Below are 26,028 nucleotides of genomic sequence, written 5' to 3'. Positions count from 1 at the left end.
AAGTTCTATATTTGCTTGCCTTGCGTGAGGGGTTCGTTGACACAATCGTCTTTCTCCTCTAGCGAGAGGTCTCCGTGTGCCCTCCTCCGGTCGACACCGTGTGGCCGTCGGCGCTGAGCGGCGTCGACGTCAGGTCCTGCTGCGTCTGTCGCTGGCGGCGGTCGCGATAGCGGTCGCCCTGGCGGGGAGCACCGTCCTGGTGCTCGACCAGGCGGGGGGTTCGTGCTCGGCCCGCGACCCGGTGCTGGTCGGGGTCGCCGCCGCCGTCGACATCGCCCCGACCGTCATGGAGGCGGCGGGGCGGTTCAACCAGAGCAGGGTGGGCGTCGACGGCCGGTGCGTGCTGGTGCAGGTGACCGAACAGCCGCCCGCCACGGTGCTCCGCACCCTGCTCGGCGGCACCGCGGGAGTACTCAGTGAGCGTCCGGACGGCTGGATCTCCGACTCCTCGGCCTGGATCCGGCTCGCCCGCAAGCAGGGGGCCGCGAACCTGGCCGGCACCGAGACCGTCATGGCGACCTCGCCCCTGGTCTTCGCCACCCGTAAGTCCCTGGCCCGGCGTTTCGCGGTCGGTAAGACCGACATGAACTGGCGGATGGTCTTCCCCGCGACCACCCGTGGCCGGATCCGGCCGACCGAGAACGAGCCCGACGTGGTCCGAGTCCCCGACCCGTCGCTCGCGGGTGCCGGGATCGCCACCGTGGCCGCGGCCAGGGACGTGGTCGGCAGCGGCGCGGAGGCCGACCGCGCGCTCACCGCGTTCGTCCGCTGGGCGCAGGCGGGGGCGGCGCCGGACTACCGGACCATGCTCGCCGCCGTCGACGACCGCTCCTTCTGGCAGCGCCCCGTGGTGATCGTTCCCGAGCAGTCGGTCTGGGAGCACAACCGCCGGCCGTCGGACGACCCGGTGACCGCCCTGCATCCCCGTGAGGGGACCATCAACCTCGACTACCCGTACGTGGTCACCTCCTCCGACGAGGCCAAGGCGAGCGGGTCGAGGGCATTCGCGGCCTGGCTGCGCTCCCCCGAGACACGGGAGGCGGCCCGCAGGGCGGGCTTCCGCTCGCCCGACGGCTCCCTGGGGCCGTACTCACCCGGTCCCGACATCCCCACCGAGGCGCCCCGCACCCGCCCGACCATCCTGCCCGGCATGATCGACGAGGCGCTGGCGGCGTGGAGCAGGCTCGCCCCGCCGACCAACATCCTGGTCCTGGCGGACAGCGGCAAGCACATGGCCGGGCCGATCAACGGGCAGCGGGGGAAGACCCGGCTGACCGTCGCCCTCGACGCCGCCAGGCTCGGCCTGCAGCTCTTCCCCGACTCCACGCACATGGGCATGTGGGAGTTCTCCTCGGCCAAGGGGGAGGACCAGCGTGAGCGGGTGCGCCTCGGCCCGATCACCGAGCCCGACGGCGGCCAGGTCATCCGGCGCAGCCGTCTGGAGGAGCTGACCCGGACCCTGCGCGCCGACCCCAAGGAGCCCAGCGCCCTGTACGACTCGGTCATCGCCGGGTTCCGCGCGCTGACCGAGTCCTATGACGAGACCATGAACAACACCCTGCTCGTCATCACGGCGGGCAAGGACGACGGCAAGGGCATCTCCGGCACCAAGCTGGTGGAGCGGCTCCGCGGTGACTGGAACCCCGAGCGCCCCGTCCAGATCGTGGTCCTCGCCTTCGGCACCGACCTCGACCGCGCCGCCCTCACCCAGATCACCTCGGTCACCAACGGCTCCCTGCACGTCGCCCAGCGTCCGGAAGAGATCATCGACGTCTTCCTGTCCGCTCTGGCCCGCCGCCTCTGTCACCCCACCTGCGCCAAGGCCCCGTAATCGGCCGTCGCCGGGTGGCGAACGGCGGCTCGGGCCGCAGATCTGGATCGTTCCAGCGCGAGATCGGGGAGGGTGTCTGGAATTTCAGTAGTCATTGGCCTACTCTTAGTGACGAAATCCTGCTTCTCTCCAGGTGGGGGGTACATCCATGGAAAGTGCCGACGGCCGAATCATGGCGCTCATCGTGATCGCGACGATCGTGTTCGCCATCTCACGGCTCTGACAGTCCCCCGTATGCCGGCAGTGACGAGAATCCTGCTTCCCCCGGTAGGAGTGCGACGTGGACAGTTCGAACGGCCGGATCCTGGCCCTGGTCGTAGTGGCCACGATCGTGTTCGCCGTCGGACGGCGTTTCCAGCGGACGATGGACGCCTGGGCAGGATGGGGCAAGGCGATCGAAACGGCCGCCGAGGCCGCGTCGAAGATCCCCGGCGCTAAGTCGGCGGCCTGGAAGGCGGTCCGCCGCATGATCGGGGTCGCCCTGATAACGCTGATCGTGCTCGCGGCGGCCGCGAGCACGATCAGGCATATATAGGGCAGTGAGCGTTTCCCGCGAGGAGAACCGGCCGTGACCGCCCGGTGTGCGGGGATGGCTAGCGGACGACGACGAAGTCCGATGCCTGGCGGGGGGCGCGGTCGCGGGGCGGGGCCGCGGGGTGGCCGATGGCGACGGCTCCCATCGGGTCCCAGCCGGCGGGCAGGTCGAGGACCTCGCGGACGACGTCGCGGCAGAACATCGTGGAGGAGACCCACGCGGAGCCCAGCCCCTCCACAGCGAGCTGGACGAGGAAGTTCTGCACTCCCGCGCCGGCCGCGACCACGAACATCTCCCGCTCGGCGGCGTTGCGCCGGTCGTCGCGGTAGCTGTGCGAGCCGTCCATGACCAGGCAGGGTACCGCCAGGTACGGGGCCGCGCGCAGTACGTCGCCCCGCCTGACCCGCCTGGCGATCGACTCCTCTACGAGGCCGTCGCCGCGCAGGTCGGCGATCCAGGCCTCGCGCATGGCGTCCAGCAGCTTCTCCCGAGCCCCCGCGGACTCCAGCAGGACGAACCGCCACGGGGTCGTGTGGTGCGGGGCGGGCGCGGCGATCGCGGCGTCGACGGCCCTGCGGACCTTGGCGCCGTCCACGGGCTCCGCGGAGAACTCCCGGATGGTTCTGCGGGCGAAGACCACGTCGCGGGAGCCGTACCGGAACATGTCGTCGGCGGACGGGCGGACCAACTCGCGGATGCCAGGCCCGTCGTCCTCGGTGGTGTACTCGGCGAGGCCCCTGATCACCGCCACCGGGGTCTGCGCGACCTTCCCCTTGACCAGGTCTCCGGCCGCGGCGAACTCGTCGGCGACGGCGGTCAGGGTGACCTCCAGCGCGTTGCCGTAGTCGTCGGACATGCCTCGGTAGTCGAGAGAGGGAGTCACCCCGGCGACGCCGACGGCCATGTCGGTCTGGCCGTTGCGCCACGGGCGGCCGAAGGTGTCGGAGATGATCACGCCGACCGACACGCCGAGCAGTTCCGCGATGCGCGCCCTGACCGCCGAGGCGGAGGCGTCCGGGTCGAGGGGCAGCAGGACCACCGTGTCCGGCCGGGTGTTGGAGGCGTCGACCCCGGCGGCGGCCATGACGAACCCGTGCCTCGTCTCGGCGATCACGGTCTCGCCCCTGCGGGCGACCACCCGCCTCGTCTCCGCGCCGACGGCCTCGGCGCGGTTCACACCGTGCAGGACCCGGCCCTCGGCCTTGCTTGAGATCTTGGAGGTGACCACGAGGATGTCGCCGTCACGCAGGTCGGGCAGGGCCGTGACGATCAGCTCCCCGACGTCGTCGCCCTCGTGGACCTCGGGTATGCCGGGAACGGCGAAGATCTCCACCTTGACGTCGGCGGGACTCCGCCGCCCGCGCCTGCTCCGGCTCATCGCGAGCCCTCCCCACCGGCGGGGGAGGACGCGAGCCGCGTGGCCATGTCCAGGGCCGCGCGGGCGATGGCGGCGGCGGCCTCGGCGTCGTGCATGATCAGCGGGCGGGCCTCGACGTCGACGCCGGCGAGGGCCACCCCGGCGTCCTCCTCCGCGACCAGCCAGCCGTTCACCAGCGGTGACCCGTACAGCTCCAGGACCGCCTGCGCGGTGGTCCGCACGCCGATCGCGGTCAGGCAGGCGTCGGCCATGCCGCGGACGGGGGCGCCGCCGATGATGGGGGAGACACCGACGACCGTCTTGCCCTCCAGGGCCTCGCGGATGCCCTTGATCTGCAGGATCGTGCCGATGCTGACGACCGGGTTGGACGGCGGGAGGATGACCGCGTCGGCGGCGGCGATGGCCTCCAGTACGCCGGGGGCGGGGGACGCCTGGTCGGCGCCGACCAGGATGATCTGCTCGGCGGGAACCGAGGCGCGCAACCGCACCCACCACTCCTGGAAGTGGATGGCGCGGCGGCCCCGCTCGTCGGTGATGACCACGTGGGTCTCGGTCCGGTCGTCGCTCATCGGGATCAGGTGCACGCCCGGCTGCCAGCGCCGGCACAGTGCCTCGGTGACCGCCGACAGCGGGTATCCGGCGTCGAGCATCTGGGTGCGCACGATGTGGGTGGCGAAGTCGCGGTCGCCGAGGCCGAACCACTGCGGCTCGACGCCGTAGGCGGCCAGTTCCTCCTTGACGACGTGCGACTCCTGTCGTCGTCCCCAGCCCTGTTCCTCGTCGATGCCACCGCCCAGGGTGTACATAACAGTGTCGAGGTCGGGGCAGACCCGCAGGCCGTAGAGACTGATGTCGTCACCGGTGTTGCCGATGACGGTGATCTCGGAGTCGGGGGCGGCGGTGAGAAGACCCCGCAGGAAGCGGGCACCACCGATTCCGCCGGCGAGGGACACGATGCGCATGCCGTCCAGTGTTCCACTAGGTCGTCACGGATGTCGGCGGGGTGCCGGGAGAGGGGGGCGTAGTCTTTTCATGATCGTTATGAGGGCTGTCCGTGCTGGCAGAATCGCCTGTCCTGGTGCCCGAATTAGGGGCATATAAGGTGCAATGGAGCACTTATGGGGTTGGTGGGCTTCCTGGGACTACCAACAGCAAAGTCAGCCATGTGCAAAACTGGCCCGGGTTTACCTAAAGACCCTATGGGGGTAGTTGTGATCAATGTCGAGGCGGGCCGGCTCCGGGAACCGGCGGCGTGGCTCATGCTAGCCGTCGCGTCCGCGAGCGTTCTTGTCGGCATCGAACGCCTGCTGTTCGGTGGATCGTCCTTCGCCGTGCGCGCGACGGGCTACCTGGGTCAACTCACCTCGCCGACAACCGCCGCGCTGCTCGTCGGCGCCGTGCTGCTGGCCACCCACCTCGGTCCGGTGATCGAGCGGCTGAAGCCGATGGCCCTCGTGGCGGCCGGTACGCTCGCGCTCTCCGTGCTCTTCGGCGCGATCAGCCTGCTCACCGCGCTGTTCGGGGGGGTGACGGATCTCCAGGAGAAGATCGAAATTCTCCTCATCCACCTGCCCGCCCTCGCGCTGATCACGGTCGCACTGCTCTACGTGCTGCCGAAGGCGATCCCCGCCGGTTCACGCGCCGGTGCCCTCCGCGCCGAGGACGGTTTCGGCCGCCCCGCCGAGCACCCCCGGGAGCAGGGGTACCACCCCCAGCAGCCCGTTCCCGCGCAGGGACCGGTCCCCTTCCAGGACCATCCGCAGGGACAGGTCCCCTTCCAGGACCACCCGCAGGGGCCGGGCGGGTACCCCCAGGGCCAGATGGTGCAGCAGGGTGTCCACCACCCGCAGGATCAGGCTCCGCCGGGCGGCCACGGTTACTCGCAGGAGGCGCCGCCCGCCCAGGCTCCGCAGCCTCCGCAGAACCTCCCCGCGCTTCCGCCCGCGCCCGCGCACGTCTCCGAAGGGTACGGGCAGCAGGCGGCCTCCTACGCGCCGTCCGCGCCGCAGGCGGGCGACGGGCAGCCCCAGCCTCCCTACCAGCCGCCCGCCGAGAGCCAGCCGTACGCTCCCCCGCCCGGTTCCTACGCGCAGTCCCCCCAGCAGCCGGAGCCGCAGGGGCAGGGGTACCCGCAGTCCATGCCGCAGCCGCCACAGCCCGTCTCCCAGCCCGTCGCGCAGACCGGGGGCTACACCCCGAGCCCGTACATCGCGGCCGACGTCCAGCCCCCGGCCCCGGCCAAGCCGTACGAGCCGTCGGCGGCCGCCTATGACCCGCCGGTCTACGCCGCTCCGGTGGATCAGCAGCCCCAGACGGAACCCCGGCTGCCGAGCTATTCTCAGTTCCCCGACTCGGCGTACGGGCAGCCCGAGCCGCAGGGCTTCGGCCGGCAGGCCGACCCGCCGGCGTACGGTCAGGAGTCGCAGCCGGTGAGTTCCGGGCGGCACTCCAGCCCGAGTCTGCCGAGCTATCCGCAGTTCCCCGACTCCCCGGCGTACGGACAGCCGGAACCGCAGGGCTTCGGCCGGCAGGCCGACTCCTCGGCGTACGGCCTCCGCCCGGAGCAGCGGCAGCCGGACTACGGGCAGGCCGATCTTCCCGGGTACGGGCAGCCCGAGCCGCAGGGCTTCGGCCGGCAGGCCGACTCGCCGGCGTACGGCCAGGAGTCGCAGCCCGCGGGCTCCGGCCGGCGCTCGGAGTCGCAGGCGCAGGGCTACCCGCAGGCCGAGCCGCACTCCGAGCCGCCGGCCTACCAGCGGCCCGAGCCGCAGGGCTTCGGGCAGCAGGACTCGCAGCCGTCCGGCTACGGCCACCAGTCCGAGCAGCAGGTCCCCGCGCCCTACCCGCCGGTCGACGGCCGCCAGGGGCCGGCGTTCGACGGCCAGGCGCAGCCCTTCCCGCAGCCTCCGGAGAACTATGGCCAGCCGTTCGGCGGTTACCCGAGCGCGGAGTTCGCCCGCCCGGCCGAGCCGGGCCCGCAGTATCCCGCGCCCGATCCGGTGGACCTCAGATCACAGCAGATGGCCCAGGCGTACCAGCAGGCGGAGAGCTACCAGCAGCAGGCCCAGGGCACCGAGCCGCAGCTTCGCGTCCCCGAGTACGGCTCCTCCGGCTACGACGGCCCGTTCGGGCATCCGCAGCAGGCGCCCCAGGTTCCGCAGAACCCCCCGGCCCCGCAGGCCCCGTACCAGCCGCAGGGCGGCGGTCACCAGTGGGACCCGCGCTCGGAGGCGACGCTCAGGTTCGACCCGAGCACCTACACCGGAGACCCGCTGAGCGACCCCGCGCTCGCCGTCAGGACGTGGGACTCGCAGCCGATAGACCCCACCGCGATCTACAAGCCCGAACAACGCCCAGGTCAGGGCATGGATTAGCAAAGCCCGGATAGAGAGAGGGTGGGCCCCGGTCAGGATCAGAACATGTCCTGGTACGGTTCCGACCGCCGAGAGCACTGAGCCCCTGGCGATCGCGGCGATCACCTGGTGCAATTGCCGTCGTGGCAGGCACACGACCCACAACCGGGGAGAGCAGGTCTTTCCCCGGATACCAGCATGCCGCTTGACGCCACACCGGGCACGCGCGTGTAATTACACACGTGTTGTTACGCCTTTCTCTGGGTGGGTAAGGGGGAGGCGTTCATAGGGGGGCTCCATTTGCGGGCGTGCGGCAGGGAGGTGTGCAGTGGCCGACCTGGTCATCGCACAGGAGAGCATCGCTGAAGAGCAGCTTGGCTGGCAGGAGCGCGCCTTGTGCGCGCAGACCGACCCGGAGGCGTTCTTCCCGGAGAAGGGAGGCTCCACCCGCGAGGCCAAGAAGGTTTGCCGCTCCTGCGAGGTGCGTGCCGAGTGTCTTGAGTACGCGCTGGAACACGACGAGCGGTTTGGAATCTGGGGTGGGCTGTCGGAGCGGGAGCGACGGCGGATCAAGCGTGAGGCGGTCTGAGCCGTCCGCGAAGCGGACGGCTGTAAGGCTTGGGCACGCCGAGGTCCGGACGGTCTGGAAATCCAACCACTGAAGAACACCGAAGAAGTATGTGACGCCCCTTCGGGGGCGCTTGACGAATATGTCCATGGGGCCACGTGACCGTCGGTCGCGTGGCCCTTTTTCATGCGCGCGACCAGGTGTAAGACATAGTCAGACATAGGGTGTCGTATCGTTGTCGCGCCGATCATCAACACCTCCTGAACACGGGACGTATGTCCATCACCGACTCCCAGCGCCCCCATCGCCCCCACCACACGGTCACCGCGATCGTCGTCTCCCACGACGGCTCCCGCTGGCTGGGGGAGACCCTGGAAGCCCTGCTCCGGCAGACCCGTCCGGTGGACCGGGTCGTCGGGGTCGACAACGGCAGCAGGGACGGCAGCGCCGCGCTGCTGACCGGAGCCCTCGGCTCCAGAGCCGTGCTCACCCTGCCGCGCTCGACCGGCTTCGGCGAGGCCGTCGCCGAGGTGCTCGACAAGCTCGGCCCCGGCGGGGGGCAGGAGTGGATCTGGCTGCTGCACGACGACTGCGCGCCGGACGTCGATGCCCTGCGGATCCTGCTGGAGGCCGCCGAGGCGGATCCCCGGGCGGCGGTGCTCGGCCCCAAGCTCCGGGACTGGCTGGACCGGCGGATCCTGCTGGAGGTCGGCGTCACCGTCGACCGCACCGGCCGCAGGAACACCGGGCTGGAGGCCCGTGAGTTCGACCAGGGGCAGTACGACGGGATCAGGGACGTGCTCTCGGTCTCGACCGCGGGCATGCTGATCCGCAGGGATGTCTGGGAGGAGGTCGGCGGTCTCGATCCGGCCCTGCCGCTCTTCCGTGACGACCTCGACCTGTGCTGGCGGGTCAGGGCCGCCGGATACCGCGTGCAGAACGTCACCCGGGCGGTCGCCTGGCACGCCGAGGCCGCCACCAGGCGACGCCGCCGGATCACCGCCAGCGGTGACCACCCCCGCCGCCTGGACCGGCGTAACGCCCTCTTCGTCGTCATGGCGAATCTGCCGCTGAGGCCGCTGCTGTGGGCGCTGGTACGCAACGCGTTCGGCTCCGTCTTCCGCACGGCGCTGTTCCTGGTGGCCAAGCAGCCCGCCAACGCGCTGGACGAGTTCCTCGCGTTCGGCTCGGTGTTCGGCCATCCCATTCGGATGATCAAGGCTCGGCGGGTGCGGGCCAAAGGGCGCAGGCAGGCGTACCCGGCGATCAGCCGGTTGCTCACCCCACCCGGTGCCGGCTACCGGCGGCTCGTCGACCGGGCCCAGAACTATCTGGCCGGGGGCGGGTTCGTGGAGTCCGAGGGGCGCCACCACGCGGTGGCGGCCTCGCCGCACCCGCAGCAGGAGGACGGCGAGGAACTGCTCACCGACGCCGGTGTGATGCAGCGCGTCTTCGGAAACCCGGGCGTCCTGCTCTTCCTGGCGCTCGCCCTGGTCACGCTGATCGCCGAGCGCGCCCTGACCGGCGGCGCCAGGCTGGGCGGCGGCGCGCTCGTCCCGGTGATCGGCGGGGCCTCCGACCTGTGGGATCTCTACCGTGAGAGCCACCACCAGACGGGGCTGGGCACCGACGCGTGGGCTCCGCCGTACGTGGCGGTGCTGGCCGTGCTCTCCACGGTGCTGTTCGGCAAGACGTGGCTCGCGGTCTCGCTGCTGCTGCTCGGCTGCGTGCCGCTGGCGGGGATCTCCGCGTACGCGGCCACCCGGTCGATGATCCCGGGTCGCTGGACCCGGGTCTGGCTGGCCTCCTCCTACGCCCTCCTGCCGGTGGCCACCGGCGCGGTCGCCGCGGGCCGGCTCGGCACCGCGGTGGTCTTCGTGCTGCTTCCCGTCTACGCGGCGCTCGCCACCACGGTGCTCGCCGGGGAGCGGCGCCGCGCCCGCCGCGCCGCCTGGGGCCTGGGGCTCCTGCTGGCCGTCGGCACCGCCTTCGCCCCGCTGGTCTACCCGCTGACCGCGATCCTCGGCGCGCTGGCGGCGCTGGCCTTCCCACGCCGGGGCGTCGCCGTCTCGATGCTCGTGGCGTTCGCCGTGCCCGTGGTCCTGCTGTTCCCCTGGCTGGCCCAGCTGGTCGCGGATCCCAAGCGGCTGCTACTGGAGGCCGGACTGCACCAGCCCGCGCTGGTCGACCCCGGGCTGCCCGCGCAGTCGTTGCTGCTGCTCAGCCCGGGCGGGCCCGGCATGCCGCCACTCTGGGTGACCGGCGGTCTCATCGCCGCCTGCCTGCTCGCGCTGCTGATGCGCCGCAACCGGATGGTCATCGCGGTCGGCTGGGGCGTCGCCCTCTTCGGCGTGCTGGTGGCCATCCTGGTCAGCAGGACCCCCGTCACCTCGATCAACGGCGACGTCGAGGCTCCCGCCTGGCCCGGTGTGCCACTGGCCTTCGCGGCCACCGGCATGCTCGTGGTGGCCGCGCTCACCGCCGACCGGGTCGTAGAGTTCCGGGCGGCCGGCGGGCTGCGCAGGCTCGCCGCGCTCGGGGTCGTGCTGGTCGCGTTCTCCACACCGCTGCTCGCCGCGGGCATGTGGATCGCCGAGGGGGTGAACGGCCCGATCCGCGGAACCGTACGCGACGTCATGCCCGCCCTCGCGGCGGTCAACTCCGCCGGTGGCGAGCGGACCCTGCTGCTGCGCACCTCGCCGAACGGTCTGCTCTTCACGGTGCTGCGCGGACGTACCCCGGTGATCGGCGAGGCAGACATCCCCGTGCCCGAGGGGCCCAGGGAGCGGGTCCGCGTCGCCACGGCCGGGCTGGTGTCCGGCAGGGGCGGCGACGACGCCCGGGTGCTGGCGGCGCACGGTGTCCGGTTCGTCGTGATGACCGCGCCCGTCGACGCGGCGATCAGTGCCGCCCTCGACTCGCAGCCCTCGCTGGCGAGGATGAGCCTGTCCCGCTCGGTCGGCGTGTGGCGGCTGACCCAGCCGATCGCCGTTCCCGTCACCCCGCCCGGCGACCCCTGGCACAGCCGCTGGCTGTGGGTACAGGCCGCGCTGGTGCTGGTCGTCCTGGTGCTGGCCGCGCCCGGCTCGCGCACCGAGTCCGACCAGCCCGCCGCCCCGCAGGACCTGCCCGAGTCCCGTAGAGAGCTGGCCCCCCGGTGAAATCCCTGATCGAGAACCGGTTCAGCCTGCTGGTGCTGGTGCTGGTGGCCCTGCTCGCCCTGTACGGGGTGGCCTCCGCCACCCAGCCGCAGACGGCCGCCACCTCCGCGCCACAGGCTCAGAAGGTTCCCGTCGCCTCGGTGACGACGGTCTGCCCATCGCCCGGGGACGCCTCCGTCGGCGTGGTGGCCCCGCCGGGCAGCCGGGCACAGGGGACCGCGGCACTCGTCACCGGTGACAGGACCCTCGCCACCCTCGACACCCCAGGCCGCCTCTGGCATGAGAAGATCCCCACCTCGTCACCGCCCCTTGTCATCACGGCCACCGGGAGCATGGCGGCGGGCCTGGAGGTGGCGCAGACCCGCAAGGAGAAGTCGGGCAGGCAGCGGGGACTGGCCGGGGTGCGCTGCACCGAGCCGGTGGCGAGCACCTGGCTGGTCGGCCCGGGGCCGGCCGCGGCCGAGGTCACCCTCTACCTGACCAACGCCGACCTCGCCCCGGCCATCGTGGAGATCATGGTCTATTCGGGCGAGGGTCCCGTGGTGGCCGACAGCGGTGGTGTGTTCACCCTGAAACCCGGTGAGAACCGTTCGATCAAGGTCGGGGATCTCGCGCCCTCGGCGCTCGCCCTGGCGATCCAGGTGCGCACCAGCTCCGGGCGGGTCACCGCCGCGGCCAGGGCGATCATGAACGGTGGGCGCGGCGTCGACTGGTTGCCCGCCTCCGCGGCCCCCGCCACCCGCGTCGTGGTGCCGGGCATCCCCGGCGGTGGCGGGAAACGCGAGCTGCTCGTCGCCTCCGACGCCGAGGTCGACACGCTGGTCGAGGTCAGGGCGCTCACCCCCGAAGGGACGTACGCGCTCAAGGGCCGCGAGCTCGTCGAGGTACCCGCCGGTTCCGTCGCCACCCTCGACCTGTCCACCGGGATCGGCGGCCAGCCGTCCGCGCTGCTGCTCACCTCGGAGACCCCGATCGTCGCGGGGCTCGTCGCCACCGGCACCGGGGCGAAGGTCGACGTGGCCTTCACCGCCGGGGCGGACCCCGTCGACCTGGGAAGCGTCGTCGCCGACAACCGCACGGAGGGCAAGGTGACCTCCCGGCTGCTGCTGACCGCGCCGGACACGGCGGGAAAGGTGAGCGTGCAGGTGGTTCCGCGCAAGGGCGAGCCGGGCGAGCCGTTCCAGGTGGACATCTCCGCCTCGCGTACCAAGCAGGTCAAACTGCCCAAGGTGGACGGGGTCTTCGCGGTGGTCGTGCAGCCGATGCCCGGCTCGGGACCGGTCTACGGCGGGCGCGTCATGGACGAGCGGCGGAAGGGCGGGCCGGCGCTGACCGTGCAGCCACTGGCCGCGGCCCGGATGTGGGCGCTGATCCCGCCGGTCGCGGAGTCCGCCGCGACGGTCCTGCCCTGACAGGCGGTTCGGACGGGTCAGTCGTGGTCGTCGAAGCCGGGGTCGATCGATTCCGGAGAGAGTCCGAGCAGGCCCGCCACCTGCTCGACCACCGCCTCGTGCACCATCGCGCCGAGGTGGTCGCGGTCGCGGGACCGGCTCTCCAGGGGGCGGCGGTAAATGATCACAATGGCCGGGCGGTTCCCGTCGGCGGGCTTGGCCCGTCCGAACGGGATCGGCTCGCCGGCCGGCAGCCCGGGGCCGTCGCCCAGCTCGCTGATCGGCGGGACCTCCTCGACCGCGAACTCCACGGCCGCCAGTTGCTTGGCCCACCGGGGCTTGAGCCGGTCGACGGCGTCCAGGACGAGATCGTCGAACCGCTCGCTGCGGGACTTGGCGATCGGCACGTGCGAGGGCGCGAGCGGACCGCGCAGGCCGCGGCCGTGCCTGTCGCGCCTGCGGGGAGAACGAGGTCTGCCGGGTGCCGGGCTCACGGCCCCAGCTTAGACGTGACCCGAGCGGGGGTGGGAGTGCCGGTGACGGAAGGTGGCGTATCGAGTGCGTGGGGCGGTGGTGCCGTGCGTCGGGTGTGGGACCCGAGCAGCCGTGTGGCGGGAGCGCGGAGGAGGGGCGTAAGCCATACAGGCGGGTGGAAGCCGGGACACGTGTCCGAATTGTGGCGACACGCTCGTTAAGAGCGCTCAGATAGTGGCGCCCCGGACGCTTACCGGATACGGTCCCACCGTGAGCCCCGTCCGCCGCTGTTCCCGCACCGCGTGCAGTCAGCCTGCCGTTTTCACGCTCACGTACGTCTACGCCGATTCGACCGCTGTTCTCGGGCCCTTGGCGACGTACGCCGAGCCGCACTGTTACGACCTGTGTGCCGAGCACGCCGAGCGGCTCACCGCCCCCCGCGGCTGGGAGGTGGTCCGCCTGCCGACTGACAGTGCCACACCGAGTACGGACGATCTGGAGGCCCTCGCCAACGCGGTCCGCGAGGCCGCGAGACCCGCCCCCAGCGGCGGCACCGAACCGGTCGGTCAGGGCGTCGAGGTCGGGCGCCGGGGTCATCTGCGGGTGCTCCGCTCCGCTCAGCCCCAGCGCGACCGCTGACCCTACTAGGGTGGGGAGTAGGAGCTGCTCGGATATGAGCGCGCGCCGTTATGCTTTGACATGCTTGGGAGAGTGGTACGGCCTGTTGACCGTGGCTTCGCCGTGGCCGGCGAGGGTTTTGGTCTCCTGAAGCGTTGATCGTGCTCACGGTCAGGTCGCCCAGAGTTGCGGGGAGACTTTAAACGCTCGTGGAGTCGGTGTGAGACCGGGCCGCAAGGTCAGGCGGTCGGCGGTGAAGCGAGAACTCCCACGAGGGAGAACGTTCGCGTCGTAAGGCGCGGACTGCCCGACAATGCGCTGACCAGCGTTAACTGGAAGGCAACGGCAGCGGACACGACGCAGAGGGTGGAGCTGGAGTGGGCGACCTTGTCAAGATCTTCAAAGCGTACGACGTTCGTGGCGTCGTGCCGGACGAGCTCGACGAGGAGACCGCCGAAGCGGTCGGCGCGGCCTTCGTGGAAGTGACCGGGGCCGAGACCGCCGTGGTGGCACACGACATGCGCGAGTCGTCGGCGCCGCTGGCGGCGGCCTTCACCAGGGGGGCCGCCTCGCGGGGAGCCGACGTGATCCACGCCGGGCTGGGCTCCACGGACCTGCTCTACTACGCGAGTGGCAGCCTCGGCCTGCCCGGGGTGATGTTCACGGCCAGCCACAATCCGGCCCGCTACAACGGCATGAAGATGTGCAGGGCCGGCGCCGTGCCGATCGGCGGTGAGACCGGGCTCATCGAGATCCGTGACCGGGCCGCCGCGATCCTGGCGTCGGGCGGTCTCGGCGGGCAGGGGGGTGGGACGGTCTCCGGGCGCGACCTGCTGCGCGGTTACGCCGATCACCTGCGCGGCCTGGTCGACCTTTCCGGCATCCGGCCGCTGCGGGTCGTGGTCGACGCGGGGAACGGGATGGGCGGGCACACGGTCCCGACGGTCTTCGAGGGGCTGCCCATCGAGCTGACCGCCCTGTACTTCGAGCTCGACGGCACCTTCCCCAACCACGAGGCCAACCCCATCGAGCCGGACAACCTGCGCGACCTGCAGAAGACGGTGCTCGATGTGGGCGCCGACATCGGACTGGCCTTCGACGGCGACGCGGACCGCTGCTGGGTGGTCGACGAGCGTGGCGAATCGGTCTCGCCGTCCACGATCACCGCGCTGGTCGCCGCCCGGGAACTGGTCAAGCACCCCGGCGCCGTGATCATTCACAATCTGATCACCTCCAGGGGCGTTCCGGAGATCGTCACCGAACTCGGCGGCCGGCCGGTCCGCACCCGGGTGGGTCACTCGTTCATCAAGGCCGAGATGGCCGAGACCGGCGCGGTGTTCGGCGGCGAGCACTCCGCCCACTACTACTTCAGGGACTTCTGGTTCGCCGACTCCGGCATGCTGGCCGCGCTGCACGTGCTGGCCGCGCTGGGCGAGCAGGAGAAGCCGCTCTCGGAGATCCTGGCCGGATACACCCGCTACGCGGCCTCCGAAGAGATCAACAGTACGGTCGCCGACCAGGTCGCGGCGACGGAGCGGGTTCGCGAGGCGTTCGCCACCCGTGACGGCGTCACCTTCGACGAGCTGGACGGCCTGACCGTCTCCGGCCCGGGATGGTGGTTCAACCTCCGTCCGTCCAACACAGAGCCGCTGCTCAGGCTGAACGCCGAGGCGGCAGACGAGATTCAGATGGCAGCGATCAGGGACGAGGTCCTTGCTGTCGTGAGGAGCTGAACGAGTGAAGATCGACGACTGGTTGCTGGAGATCCTGGCCTGCCCCAACTGCAAGTCCCCGCTGCGAGCCGAGCCCGAGGTGGACGAGCTGTCCTGCACCTCCGCCTCCTGCGGCCTGGTCTACCCGGTCCGGGACGACATCCCGGTCCTGCTGGTCGACGAGGCCCGGAAGTCGTGAACTGGGAGCCCGATCGGCTCGACGACGGAAAGCAGCCGGCCGACGGTGACCCGTCGGGCATGCTGCGGGCGGTGGCCGACTCGGCCGCGCAGGTCCGCACCTCCCACCGGGTCGCCATGGAGTCGGGCCTGTCCGCACTCGCCGAGGACGGCCGGCCCCGGGCGATCGTGGTCGCCGGCGTGGGCGGTTCCGGCATCGCCGGTGACGTCCTCGACGTGGTGTGCGGCCACGGTGCCCCGCTGCCGATCGTGACGGTCAGGTCCTACCGGCTGCCCGGCTGGATCGGCGCGACCGACCTGGTGATCGCGGTGTCGCACTCCGGCAGAGCCGAGGAGACGCTCACGGTTGCCGCCGAGGCGGTCCGCCGCGGTTGCCGCCTGCTCGCCGTCGGCGCCCCCGAATCTCCGCTCCACGCGATCGCCAGGCAGGCGGGAGCGCCGTTCGTGCCCGTCACGGCCGGCGGCCGGCCGCGTGCCTCGCTGTGGGCGCTGTCGGTCCCGCTGGTCGTCGCCGCCGCCGGATTCGGTCTGGTCGAGGCGGGCGAGCAGGTGTTCGAGGGGGTGGCCAAGCGCCTTGAGGACCTCGCGCACCGCTGCCGTCCGACGAGCGAGTCGTTCATCAATCCCGGCAAGTCGCTCGCCATGGAGATCGCCGAGACCGTGCCGATGATCTGGGGATCCTCCCCGGTGGCGGCCGTCGCGGCCCACTGGTGGGCCTGCGGGCTCAACATGAACGGTAAGTATCCGGCGATGTGGGGAGAACTCCCCGAGGTCGACCACAACCAGGTGGCCGCCCTCGACGGCCCGCTCGCCCACCGCGACATCTTCGCCGACGAGAGCGGCAGGTCGCTCCGGCTGTTCGTGCTGCGCGACGTGGACGAGCACCCCCGGGTCGTACGGCACCGGGAGGCGTCGGTGCGGCTGGCGGAGGATCGTGGCGTTCCGGTCACCCAGATCGCCGCCGAGGGGGAGCACCCGCTGGAGCGGCTCGCCACGCTGATCGCACTCGGAGACTTCGCGAGTACCTACCTCGCCCTCGGGTACGGGATCGACCCGACCACTGTGTCGGCGATCACAGAAGTCAGGTCGAGGATTTCGCAATAGGATCCTGTCTCATCTTTACCAGAGCAAATGAGCTGAGCGGAGGCTGCCGTGAGCGCGGGCGGCGGTACCAAGGCAATCATCGCGGCGTTGGCCGCCAACCTGTCGATCGCGGTGGCCAAATTCGTGGCGTTTCTCTTCACGGGTTCGTCATCGATGCTCGCCGAGTCGGTCCACTCGGTGGCCGACTCGGGCAACCAGGCCCTGTTGCTGGTGGGCGGGAAGCGCGCGCAACGCGCGCGCACGCCCCAGCATCCCTTCGGGTACGGCCGGGAACGCTACTTCTACGCGTTCGTGGTGGCGGTCGTGCTGTTCACCATCGGCGCGGTGTTCTCGCTCTACGAGGGCTGGCACAAGATCTCCGAACCGGAGGAGCTCACCTCCCCGATATGGGCCTTCGGTGTGCTGATCTTCGCGATCATCGCCGAGGCGTTCTCGTTCAGGACGGCGATCATCGAGTCCAACACGGTCCGGGGGAACCAGTCGTGGGTGCAGTTCATCCGCCGCGCCAAGTCGCCCGAACTGCCGGTCATCGTGCTTGAGGACCTGGGGGCGCTGCTCGGCCTGCTCTTCGCGCTCTTCGGCGTGACGATGGCCGTGGTGACCGGCGACCCCGTCTGGGACGGCATCGGCACCCTGATGATCGGTGTGCTGCTGGCCGTCATCGCGGTCATCCTGGCGATCGAGACCAAGTCGCTGCTGATCGGCGAGGGCGCCGGTCCCGAGGTCGAGGTGCGCATCGCGCAGGCCCTGGAGAGCACGCCCGAGGTGACCCGGGTCATCCACATGCGCACGCTCCACCTGGGCCCGGAGGAGATCCTGGTCGCCGCCAAGATCGCGGTGGATCACGACGACACGGCCGCCGAGGTGGCCAGAGGCATCGACGAGGCCGAGCAGCGCGTCCGCGCCGCCGTCCCCGAGGCCCGGGTCATCTACCTGGAGCCCGACCTGGACAGAGCCAGGGTCAACGACTCAGTCTGAACCCGGACGGGACGCCTGAGGACGCTGGAGCAGTCGCAGCGCCTTCTCCTTCTCGAAGTCCAGGGCCCTGCGGGGTGCCTGGAGACGGCCGATCCGCAGCCCCAGGTCCCTTACCGCCTGGGCGACCGCGGGCTCGCTCAGCGTTCGCAGCGCGAAGGCCAGTTCGGCGGGGGAGATGTCGAACCGTTTCTCCAACTCGACGCTCTGGGCGACGGCGGAGAGCTCCTCGGGGCCGAACCGCCGGTGCGCGCCCTGGTTTCTGATCTCCGGGAGCAGGCCGAGCGCCTCGCGGTAGCGGAGCATCCGGGGGGACATGCCCAGCCTCCTGGCGGCCTCGGTGATCCGCATCGCCGCCCCTCTCTGATGAATTTTCGGGAAAGCTTACATTCTTGTGTCAGGTTACCCGCTCAGAGGGTGCGCGGAGGCTCCCCGGACGCCTAAACTCGCAACCGTCGACTTTTCCGGTGGAGTGGCGAGCCCGGCCCGAGAGCGAAGCGTGATCGCGAGACGAGCGCGATCGGCGAGGGTGTGAGGCGGACGCCGCCCATCAACCAGAGGGGTAACCACACATGGACTTCAAGGTCGCCGACCTTTCCCTTGCGGCCTTCGGGCGCAGGGAGATCCAGCTCGCCGAGCACGAGATGCCGGGTCTGATGGCCGTCCGCGAGGAGTACGCCAAGGCCCAGCCGCTGGCCGGGGCGAAGATCATGGGCTCGCTGCACATGACCATCCAGACCGCCGTGCTCATCGAGACCCTGGTCGCGCTCGGCGCGGAGGTCCGCTGGGTGAGCTGCAACATCTTCTCCACCCAGGACCACGCCGCCGCCGCCGTGGTCGTCGGCCCCGAAGGCACCCCCGAGGACCCCAAGGGCGTCCCGGTCTTCGCCTGGAAGGGCGAGACGCTGGAGGAGTACTGGTGGTGCACCGAGCAGGCACTGGCGTGGCCCGGCGGTGACGGCCCCAACATGATCCTCGACGACGGCGGCGACGCCACCCTGCTCGTCCACAAGGGTGCCGAGTACGAGAAGGCCGGCGCCGTGCCCAGCACGGGAGAGGACGACCCGGAGGAGTGGGGCATCATCCTCGACCTGCTCCGCCGCACGGTCACCGACGAGGGCCGCTGGACCCGGATCGCCTCGCGCATCAAGGGCGTCACCGAGGAGACCACCACCGGTGTGCACCGCCTGTACGAGATGTTCAAGGCCGGCACGCTGCTCTTCCCGGCGATCAACGTCAACGACTCGGTGACCAAGTCCAAGTTCGACAACAAGTACGGCTGCCGTCACTCGGTGCTCGACGGCCTCAACCGCGCCACCGACGTGCTGATCGGCGGCAAGGTGGCGGTCGTCGCCGGCTACGGCGATGTCGGCAAGGGCTGTGCCGAGGCGCTCAAGGGCCAGGGGGCCCGGGTCATCATCACCGAGATCGACCCGATCTGCGCGCTTCAGGCCGCCATGGATGGCTTCCAGGTCACCACGCTGGACGAGGTCGTCGGCATCGCCGACATCTTCGTCACCACGACCGGCAACTTCAACATCATCACGGCCGACCACATGGCGCAGATGAAGCACAACGCGATCGTGTCCAACATCGGTCACTTCGACAACGAGATCGACATGGCCGGTTTGGCCAGGATTCCCGGCATCGAGAAGACCGAGGTCAAGCCGCAGGTCCACACCTGGCGCTTCCCCGACGGCAAGCAGATCATCGTGCTCGCCGAGGGCCGCCTGATGAACCTGGGCTGCGCCACCGGTCACCCCTCGTTCGTCATGTCCAACTCCTTCACCAACCAGGTGATCGCGCAGATCGAGCTGTTCACCAAGACCGGTGAGTACCCGATCGGCGTCTACGTGCTGCCCAAGCACCTGGACGAGAAGGTCGCCCGCCTCCACCTCGACGCCCTCGGGGTGAAGCTCACCAAGCTCACCAAGGCGCAGGCCGAGTACATCGGCGTGGACGTCGAGGGTCCCTACAAGCCCGAGCACTACCGTTACTGACACCTGCGGTTGAGTCTCATCGGGCCCCCGCGGCGTCGCGGGGGCCTTCGGGCGATCTGGCGGGCGATCTGGGGAGAGACGTGGACAGCGCTCTGGTGGCCGCGGGTGAGCGGAGGATCGGGTGGGCGGCGCGGGCGATGCCGGTGCTCACCGCCCTCGGTGAGCGGTTCGCCGCCGAGCGGCCGCTGGAAGGGCTGCGGATCGCCGCGTGCCTGCACGTCACCGCCGAGACCGCGGTGCTCATGGGCACGCTCAGGGCGGGCGGGGCCGAGATCGCCCTGGCCGCGTCGAACCCCCTGTCCACCCAGGACGACGTCGCCGAGGCGCTCCGTGACTACGGCGTCGTCGTGCACGCGCGGGCGGGGGTCACCAGGGACGTCTACTACCAGCACATCCACCAGGCGCTCGACATCGCCCCCGACATCGTCCTGGACGACGGCTGCGATCTGGTCAACATCCTGCACACCGAGCGGACCGAGCTGCTGCGGACGGTGTCCGGGGGCTGCGAGGAGACCACCACCGGCATCATCAGGCTCCGCCAGATGGCCGCTGAGGGGGCACTGAGGTTCCCCGTGGTGGCGGTCAACGACACGCGGACGAAGCGGATGTTCGACAACCGCTACGGCACCGGCCAGTCGACCATGGACGGCATCATGCGCGCCACGAACACGCTGCTCGCGGGTAAGACCGTGGTGGTCGCCGGCTTCGGCTACTGCGGCCGGGGCGTCGCCGAGCGGGCCAGGGGCCTGGGCGCGCGGGTGGTGGTGACCGAGATCGACCCCGTCAAGGCGCTGGACGCCCTGCTGCAGGGCTACGACGTACGGTCGATGGCGGCGGCCGCTCGCGCCGGAGACGTGTTCGTCACGGTCACCGGCAACCGCGACGTGATCAGGGGCGAGCACCTGGCGGAGATGAAGGACGGTGCGATCCTCGCCAATGCCGGACACTTCGACGTCGAGATCGACGTCCGCGCCCTGGACGGCCTGGCGCAGGAGATCCACCGGGGGGTACGCCCCAACACCGATGAGTACGTTCTCGTGGACGGTCGCAGGATCCTGCTGCTCGCCGAGGGCCGCCTGGTGAACCTGACGGCCGCCGAGGGGCATCCCGCCGCGGTCATGGACATGTCCTTCTCCGCGCAGGCGCTCTCGGTGGCCTGGCTGGCCCGTGAGCGGCTTCGGCTGGAGCCCGGGGTCTACGACGTGCCGGGGGAGATCGACGTGGAGGTGGCGCGGCTCAAGCTGGCCGCGGCCGGGATCGAGATGGACGAGCTCACCTCCGAGCAGGGGGAGTACCTCCACTCGTGGCGGCTCGGCTCGTAGTCACGCCCGCGCTCCACGCATCGCCCTGAACGCATCGGGCAGGCCGCGCGGGGGTTCATGACCCTGTCGCCCTGGCGACGGAGCCGTTCCACGAAGGGGAGCGGTTCAGAGTTCGGCCTGCATCTCCCGCATCCTGCGGATCTCGGCGCTCTGGGTGACCGAGACGTCGTTGGCCAGCTCCTCGATCCGTACGTGTGAGCCGGAGGTCAGGACCTGCTCGGACATCGTGATGGCGCCCTGGTGGTGCGCGGTCATGAGCTGGAGGAAGAGCCGGTCGAAATCCTTGCCAGAGGCGGCCTTGAGCGCCTCCATCTGCCCGGGTGTGGCCATGCCGGGCATGTCGCCGTGCCCGGCGTGGTGTTCGGGAACCCGCTGACCCTGCTGCTGGAGCCAGGTGGTCATGAACTGGATCTCCGGCCCCTGCGCGTCCTTGATGCGAGAGGCCAGGCTCTTCAGTTTGGTGTGCTCGGACCGGGCCGGGGCCAGGGAGGACATGTCGAGGGCCTGACGGTGGTGAACGATCATGTCCTGGACGTACTTCACGTCGGCCGCGTTGGGGGTGGGCAGGGGCACGAGCGTGGCGGCCTCGCTCGGGTCGACGGTCCTGGCGACCTCACCCGGCCTGCCTGGGACGATCACCGGCGCCGAGGCCTGGGGGGCCGCGGACGGTTTCGGCTCCGAGGTGCACGCGCTGAGGGACAGTGCGGCGATCACGGCGATGAGCGCGATGCGCACCCGGTCTCCTTGCTGAATGTCCATTGACGTCCTTCCACGGCCGGAAGGCCGGGGATCTCGGCTTCCGATCTGCCGGTCGGATCTGTCGATCCGCAGGCCGGCGCGCCCGAAGCCGCCCCGCACGGACACGGCATCTGGAACGCCATGTCCAACGTGGCCGCCGCGGAACACCCCAACCCTAACGGGTCGGGCCGATGTGACGAGAGGGGGCTCGTCACCGAAGATACGCGGCATTTCGGACGGTCTGTCCAGTGCCGCAAGACCGTAAACCCTCTTGGGGCGGTCCGTAAAGGCCGCATGTCGAAAACAGTTGCTGACACTGTGACGGCTTGCCTGACCGGCTGTGCAGGATGAACGATTTAGGTATTTATGCACGCTTTATCAGTGCATGTAGCTAGGAGGTTCACGAGTGTCCACCCCCTCTGGGAAGGGCCTGACCGGCCGTTTCCTGTTCGTGGCCGGAGTCGCCGTCGCCACGGTGCTGGCCGCGGTGCCCGCACAGGCCGCCGACATCCCGGCGCCCGGCGAGATCGCCAAGAGCGCGAACATCGAGCACGTCACCAACGTGCCCAAGCCTGCCAACCTGACGGACATCAACACCGACATGGCGTTCCAGGGCGACTACGCCTTCGTCGGTAACTACAGCGGCTTCTCGATCTACGACATCAAGGACCCGAAGAAGACCTCGGCGGTCAGCTCGGTGGTCTGCCCCGGCGGCCAGATGGACCTGTCGGTCTACGGCGACCTGCTCTTCGCCGCGGTCGACTCCTCGCGTAACAACGACTCCTGCAGCAGCGTCGGCCAGAGCGCCGCGAACAAGGACTCGTGGGAGGGCGTCCGGATCTTCGACGTCAGCGACAAGAAGAACCCCCAGTACGTCAAGGCGGTCGAGACCAACTGTGGTTCGCACACCCTGACGGTGGTTCCCGGCAAGGGCAGGGACAAGAAGAACGTCTACGTCTACGTCTCCTCCTACAGCCCGAGCGCGTCGTTCCCCGACTGCCAGCCGCCGCACGACAAGATCTCGATCATCAAGGTGCCGGTGAAGGACCCGGCGTCCGCCTCGGTCGTGGCCACGCCGGTCCTGTTCCCGGACGGCGGTAACCCCGGCGAGAGCCTGCCGTACCCCTACCGCACCTCGGCGACGAGCGGCTGCCACGACATCACCGCCTACCCGGAGAAGAACATCGCGGCCGGCGCCTGCATGGGCGAGGGCATCCTGATGGACATCTCCAACCCGGTCGACCCGAAGGTCACCGCCACGGTCCGTGACGACGAGAACTTCGCGTTCTGGCACTCGGCGACCTTCAACAACGAGGGCACCAAGGTCGTCTTCACCGACGAGCTCGGCGGCGGCAGCGCGGCCACCTGCAACGAGGCGATCGGCCCGAACCGCGGCGCCAACGCCTACTACGACATCGAGGGCGGCCAGTTCGCCTTCAAGGGCTACTTCAAGATTCCCCGCCACCAGGACGACACCGAGAACTGTGTCGCGCACAACGGCTCGCTGATCCCGGTCAAGGGCAAGGACATCATGGTCCAGGCCTGGTACCAGGGTGGCATCTCGGTCGTGGACTTCACCGACTCGGCCAACGCCAAGGAGATCGCCTTCTTCGAGCGCGGCCCCGACAGCGCCCACCGGCTCAGCGGTGGCTTCTGGTCCGCGTACTACTACAACGGCCACATCTACGGCAGTGACTTCAACCTTGGTCTTGACGTTCTGAAGATCAATGACAAGCTCACCGACAAGGCCGACAAGGTCAAGTTCAAGGACCTGAACCCGCAGACCCAGGGCTCCTACCACCCCGACAACAAGGGTCACTGACCTTTGAGCCGATGGCCACCGGGCACCCGTCGGGTGCCCGGTGGCCACCACCCGTGACGGGGTGGAGTGCCGGGGGGAATCGAAAAAGGAGGTAGACCGTAAACTTTTCCAGGGCCTCTGTAAAGAGACTGAATCATATTTTATTGTGACAAAGTCATGTCTTGTTGATCTGGGTGTCAGAGCAGACGGTTTGCTAATTTATGCATGCCTTATGTCTGTTCCAAGGAGGCACCCGAGTGTTCGCTCCACGAAGGACCGTCAGGGCATTGGTCGTGGCGGCGACGGCCGCCGCGATGCTGATGACCACGGTCTCCGCGCAGGCCGCCGACATTCCCCCGCCCGGTGAGGTCGTCACCAGTCCCAACGTGACGCACGTGGCCACCCTGCCCAAGCTTCCCGGCCTTGAGACCACCGTCAACAGCGACATCGCCTTCCAGGGCGACTACGCCTACGTCGGCAACTACGGCGGTTTCTCGATCTACGACATCAGGGACCCGAAGCGGGCCAAGCTCGTCAGCGGCGTGCTGTGCCCCGGTTCCCAAATGGACGTCTCCGTCTACGGCGACCTGTTGTTCGGCGCGGTCGACAACTCCCGCAGCGACGACTCCTGTAACAGCGTCGGTCAGGGCGCCGACATCAAGGAGTCGTGGGAAGGCGTCCGGATCTTCGACATCAGCGACAAGAAGAACCCCAAGTACATCAAGGCGGTGGAAACCGCCTGTGGCTCGCACACCCTGACGCTGGTTCCCGGTAAGGGCAGGGACAAGAAGAACGTCTACCTGTACGTCTCCTCCTACGCCCCGAGCGACTCGTTCCCCGACTGCCTGCCGCCGCACGACAAGATCTCGATCATCAAGGTGCCGCTGCGCAAGCCGACCGACGCGGCCGTGGTCAGCACGCCGGTCGTCTTCCCCGACGGAGGCAACGAGACGCAGCCCGGCCTGCTGCGCCCGACCAGCGGCTGCCACGACATCACCGTCTACGCGGAGAAGGACATCGCGGCCGGAGCCTGCATGGGGGACGGCGTCCTGTTCGACATCTCCGACCGGGAGAAGCCGGTGGTCACCGCGCGGACCACCGACCCGAACTTCGCGTTCTGGCACTCGGCGACGTTCAACAACCGGGGCACCAAGGTCATCTTCACCGACGAGCTCGGCGGCGGTGGCGCGGCCACCTGCAACGAGGCGATCGGCCCGAACCGCGGTGCCGACGCCATCTACGACATCGTCCGCGGCAAGCTGGTCTTCAAGAGCTACTTCAAGATCGGCCGCTACCAGGCCGACACCGAGAACTGTGTCGCGCACAACGGCTCGCTGATCCCGGTCAAGGGCAAGGACATCCTGGTCCAGGCCTGGTACCAGGGCGGCGTCTCCTTCGTGGACTTCACCGACTCGGCCCGCCCGCAGGAGTTCGGCTTCTTCGAGCGCGGCCCCGAGCCGAGCGGCGGGGGCGGTGGCATCTGGTCGGCGTACTACTACAACGGCTATGTCTACGCCAGCGACTTCTACCGGGGCCTGGAGGTCATCAAGATCGACGACCGTCGCACCGACCCGGCCAGGAACGTGCGCCTGGACCGGCTGAACGTGCAGACCCAGGCCTCCTACCAGGGCGGTCACTGAACGTCCTGAGGTGAGTTCGCAGGTCTGCTGAGAAGAGGGATGGCGGGTCTCCCGCCATCCCTCTTCGCCTGCCGGGCACCGGTGGCACCGCGTTCCCCTGACTCGCCCGCGGACGGCGTACGAGCGGTCGTCGTCGGGGAACGGCGAAGGCGATGTCTCGCCGCCCGTACGAGGTGCCTGTCCGGGACGGTCAGGCCGGAGGGACGAAACCGCCCGGCGTGGGGCCGGGGGCCTGCTCGACGGGCCGGGTGCGGGGCGGGGGCGCCGGATACGACGGCCCGGCCGGGGGCGGGAGCGGGATCCTCGGCTGTGACGGCCGGTAGGCCGGCCGGCCGTAGGGCTCGGGGGCGGCCCCGGGAGGGGCGTACGGCCGCTCTCCGCTTCCGGGAGGCGCATAGGGCTGGGGCGAGGCGTGGCCGGGCCACTGCTGGGCGGGCCGGTGCGCGCCGGTCCGCTGCGCCAGGCGCGCCTGCTCGCGGCGCCGGCGTTCGGCCAGGACGGCGGTGAGGTAGGCGAACGGCGGCACGCCGGGCGGGGCGGGCGGGGACACGAAGGCCGACATCTCGGTGGCGATGCGCACCCCCATCCCGTGCTGCACCGCGGGGGCCAGATCGTGCCAGCGCATGAGGTACTGCCGCGCGGTGGCCGCGACCTGCTCGGGCAGCCGCGACAGCTCCAGCGTCGCCGCCCAGGAGGCGAGCTGCGGCGGCATGTCCAGCGGAGGCCCGTACTGCCGCGGGGCACGCTCGGAGATCACGATGGTGCCGGAGAAGACGTCGCCGAGCCGCTTGCCCCTCTCCGAGATCAGCGAGCTGATCAGCGCGGGGGCGCCGCTGAGCATCCAGAACTCCAGGACCCCGGCCAGCCCGCGGAACAGGGCCTGCCGGAACCGCTCGGGACCGCCGTCATCGCTGACGACCCGAAGCCCGAGGGCGAGCTTGCCCAGGCTGCGCCCGCGCGTGAGCGTCTCGAACACCACCGGGTATCCCACGATCACGAGCACGGTGAGCACGAGGTAGACCATCGTGGTCAGGGCCGGGTCGCTCAGCAGGCCCAGGCTGCCGACCAGCAGGGAGATCCCCAGCAGCATCAGGACCTGGACCGTCATGTCGATCAGCAGCGCCGCGGCCCTGCTCGGGAGCTGGGCGACGCGGACCTCGACGACCACGGCCTCGCCGGTTACGACATCGGACACAATCAGCACCCTACCCGTGACTGGATAGGCTGCC

21 protein-coding genes are annotated in these 26,028 nt (G+C 70.0%); 15 read left to right on the top strand and 6 right to left on the bottom strand.

From position 1 onward, the window contains the following. The first annotated feature begins 100 nt into the window (after nt 1-100). Entirely contained in the window at nt 101-1,831 is a 1,731-nt protein-coding gene (locus ACFQVD_RS24010; RefSeq protein ID WP_343980334.1) for a substrate-binding and VWA domain-containing protein, read from the top strand. 280 nt (nt 1,832-2,111) lie between these two features. Then, entirely contained in the window at nt 2,112-2,366 is a 255-nt protein-coding gene (locus ACFQVD_RS24005; protein ID WP_343980331.1) for a hypothetical protein, read from the top strand. 58 nt (nt 2,367-2,424) lie between these two features. Here the strand turns inward: ACFQVD_RS24005 and ACFQVD_RS24000 are convergent, their stop codons facing one another. Together ACFQVD_RS24000 and cofD are read right to left on the bottom strand one after the other, a co-directional pair. After that, nucleotides 2,425-3,744, bottom strand: a complete 1,320-nt coding sequence (locus tag ACFQVD_RS24000; RefSeq protein WP_343980328.1) for a coenzyme F420-0:L-glutamate ligase — start codon at nt 3,742-3,744, stop codon at nt 2,425-2,427. Then, entirely contained in the window at nt 3,741-4,706 is a 966-nt protein-coding gene (gene cofD, locus ACFQVD_RS23995) for a 2-phospho-L-lactate transferase (protein ID WP_343980325.1), read from the bottom strand. The genes ACFQVD_RS24000 and cofD overlap by 4 nt, the downstream gene beginning before the upstream one ends. Before the next feature lie 237 nt (nt 4,707-4,943). Between cofD and ACFQVD_RS23990 the strand changes: the two genes are divergently transcribed. The 4 genes from ACFQVD_RS23990 (at nt 4,944) to ACFQVD_RS23975 (ending at nt 12,238) form a co-directional block, all read left to right on the top strand. Then, a complete protein-coding gene (locus tag ACFQVD_RS23990; RefSeq protein ID WP_343980321.1) occupies nt 4,944-7,118 on the top strand; it encodes a hypothetical protein in 2,175 nt (724 codons plus the stop codon). A gap of 307 nt (nt 7,119-7,425) precedes the next feature. Further along, entirely contained in the window at nt 7,426-7,686 is a 261-nt protein-coding gene (locus ACFQVD_RS23985; RefSeq protein ID WP_037969494.1) for a WhiB family transcriptional regulator, read from the top strand. Between the two features lie 254 nt (nt 7,687-7,940). Then, nucleotides 7,941-10,826 (top strand): glycosyltransferase family 2 protein, encoded by a 2,886-nt coding sequence (locus tag ACFQVD_RS23980; RefSeq protein WP_343980318.1) that lies wholly within the window; start codon nt 7,941-7,943, stop codon nt 10,824-10,826. Further along, complete coding sequence (locus tag ACFQVD_RS23975) at nt 10,823-12,238, top strand: DUF5719 family protein (protein ID WP_343980314.1); 1,416 nt, start codon at nt 10,823-10,825, stop codon at nt 12,236-12,238. The genes ACFQVD_RS23980 and ACFQVD_RS23975 overlap by 4 nt, the downstream gene beginning before the upstream one ends. A gap of 17 nt (nt 12,239-12,255) precedes the next feature. Here ACFQVD_RS23975 and ACFQVD_RS23970 read toward each other — a convergent pair whose 3' ends face one another. Next, nucleotides 12,256-12,711: a metallopeptidase family protein gene (locus ACFQVD_RS23970; protein WP_343980311.1), complete on the bottom strand. Its 456-nt coding sequence runs from the start codon at nt 12,709-12,711 to the stop codon at nt 12,256-12,258. A gap of 250 nt (nt 12,712-12,961) precedes the next feature. On the opposite strand from ACFQVD_RS23970, the gene ACFQVD_RS23965 reads away from it, so the two are divergent. The 5 genes from ACFQVD_RS23965 to ACFQVD_RS23945 all read left to right on the top strand — a co-directional run bounded on the left by ACFQVD_RS23965 (nt 12,962) and on the right by ACFQVD_RS23945 (nt 17,301). After that, complete coding sequence (locus ACFQVD_RS23965) at nt 12,962-13,330, top strand: DUF3499 domain-containing protein (RefSeq protein WP_343980308.1); 369 nt, start codon at nt 12,962-12,964, stop codon at nt 13,328-13,330. A gap of 356 nt (nt 13,331-13,686) precedes the next feature. Next, nucleotides 13,687-15,042, top strand: a complete 1,356-nt coding sequence (locus ACFQVD_RS23960; protein ID WP_343980306.1) for a phosphomannomutase/phosphoglucomutase — start codon at nt 13,687-13,689, stop codon at nt 15,040-15,042. A 4-nt stretch (nt 15,043-15,046) separates the two neighbouring features. After that, on the top strand, nt 15,047-15,220 hold the full coding sequence (locus ACFQVD_RS23955) for a Trm112 family protein (protein ID WP_012888128.1): 174 nt from the start codon (nt 15,047-15,049) through the stop codon (nt 15,218-15,220). Continuing rightward, nucleotides 15,217-16,323: an SIS domain-containing protein gene (locus ACFQVD_RS23950; RefSeq protein WP_343980299.1), complete on the top strand. Its 1,107-nt coding sequence runs from the start codon at nt 15,217-15,219 to the stop codon at nt 16,321-16,323. Before ACFQVD_RS23955 ends, ACFQVD_RS23950 begins: the two co-directional genes overlap by 4 nt. A gap of 48 nt (nt 16,324-16,371) precedes the next feature. Then, nucleotides 16,372-17,301 carry a cation diffusion facilitator family transporter gene (locus ACFQVD_RS23945; protein ID WP_343980296.1) on the top strand — a complete coding sequence of 310 codons (930 nt, stop codon included), beginning with the start codon at nt 16,372-16,374 and terminating at the stop codon, nt 17,299-17,301. Here the strand turns inward: ACFQVD_RS23945 and ACFQVD_RS23940 are convergent. Then, entirely contained in the window at nt 17,293-17,649 is a 357-nt protein-coding gene (locus tag ACFQVD_RS23940; protein ID WP_037969490.1) for a MerR family DNA-binding transcriptional regulator, read from the bottom strand. The two genes, ACFQVD_RS23945 and ACFQVD_RS23940, sit on opposite strands and share 9 nt — an antisense overlap. A 221-nt stretch (nt 17,650-17,870) precedes the next feature. Here ACFQVD_RS23940 and ahcY point away from each other — a divergent pair, with 221 nt between their 5' ends. Both ahcY and ACFQVD_RS23930 read left to right on the top strand, forming a co-directional pair. Then, nucleotides 17,871-19,298 (top strand): adenosylhomocysteinase, encoded by a 1,428-nt coding sequence (gene ahcY / locus ACFQVD_RS23935; protein WP_343980288.1) that lies wholly within the window; start codon nt 17,871-17,873, stop codon nt 19,296-19,298. A gap of 80 nt (nt 19,299-19,378) precedes the next feature. Next, on the top strand, nt 19,379-20,620 hold the full coding sequence (locus ACFQVD_RS23930) for an adenosylhomocysteinase (RefSeq protein ID WP_343980285.1): 1,242 nt from the start codon (nt 19,379-19,381) through the stop codon (nt 20,618-20,620). A 105-nt stretch (nt 20,621-20,725) separates the two neighbouring features. On the opposite strand, the gene ACFQVD_RS23925 is transcribed toward ACFQVD_RS23930, so the two are convergent. Then, a complete protein-coding gene (locus tag ACFQVD_RS23925; RefSeq protein WP_343980281.1) occupies nt 20,726-21,379 on the bottom strand; it encodes a DUF305 domain-containing protein in 654 nt (217 codons plus the stop codon). Nucleotides 21,380-21,764: 385 nt separating this feature from the next. Here ACFQVD_RS23925 and ACFQVD_RS23920 point away from each other — a divergent pair, with 385 nt between their 5' ends. Both ACFQVD_RS23920 and ACFQVD_RS23915 read left to right on the top strand, forming a co-directional pair. Beyond that, nucleotides 21,765-23,180 (top strand): LVIVD repeat-containing protein, encoded by a 1,416-nt coding sequence (locus tag ACFQVD_RS23920; protein ID WP_343980277.1) that lies wholly within the window; start codon nt 21,765-21,767, stop codon nt 23,178-23,180. 236 nt (nt 23,181-23,416) lie between these two features. After that, nucleotides 23,417-24,799 (top strand): LVIVD repeat-containing protein, encoded by a 1,383-nt coding sequence (locus tag ACFQVD_RS23915; protein WP_386272090.1) that lies wholly within the window; start codon nt 23,417-23,419, stop codon nt 24,797-24,799. Nucleotides 24,800-24,989: 190 nt separating this feature from the next. Here ACFQVD_RS23915 and ACFQVD_RS23910 read toward each other — a convergent pair whose 3' ends face one another. Beyond that, nucleotides 24,990-25,994: an RDD family protein gene (locus ACFQVD_RS23910; protein ID WP_343980274.1), complete on the bottom strand. Its 1,005-nt coding sequence runs from the start codon at nt 25,992-25,994 to the stop codon at nt 24,990-24,992. Nucleotides 25,995-26,028: the final 34 nt, after the last annotated feature.

The sequence above is a fragment of the Streptosporangium amethystogenes subsp. fukuiense genome (genome assembly GCF_042665875.1).
GTDB classification, from domain to species: domain Bacteria; phylum Actinomycetota; class Actinomycetes; order Streptosporangiales; family Streptosporangiaceae; genus Streptosporangium; species Streptosporangium fukuiense.
Note: the sequence above shows the minus strand (reverse complement) of the source record. Positions and strands in the feature narration are given on the sequence as shown.

Coding starts and splice junctions, on each gene's coding strand:
- cofD (WP_343980325.1), bottom strand. CDS start 4,706: ATGCGCATCGTGTCCCTCGCCGGCGGAATCGGTGGTGCCCGCTTCCTG.
- ACFQVD_RS23925 (WP_343980281.1), bottom strand. CDS start 21,379: ATGGACATTCAGCAAGGAGACCGGGTGCGCATCGCGCTCATCGCCGTG.
- ACFQVD_RS23980 (WP_343980318.1), top strand. CDS start 7,941: ATGTCCATCACCGACTCCCAGCGCCCCCATCGCCCCCACCACACGGTC.
- ACFQVD_RS24000 (WP_343980328.1), bottom strand. CDS start 3,744: ATGAGCCGGAGCAGGCGCGGGCGGCGGAGTCCCGCCGACGTCAAGGTG.
- ACFQVD_RS23990 (WP_343980321.1), top strand. CDS start 4,944: ATGGGGGTAGTTGTGATCAATGTCGAGGCGGGCCGGCTCCGGGAACCG.
- ACFQVD_RS23940 (WP_037969490.1), bottom strand. CDS start 17,649: ATGCGGATCACCGAGGCCGCCAGGAGGCTGGGCATGTCCCCCCGGATG.
- ahcY (WP_343980288.1), top strand. CDS start 17,871: ATGGACTTCAAGGTCGCCGACCTTTCCCTTGCGGCCTTCGGGCGCAGG.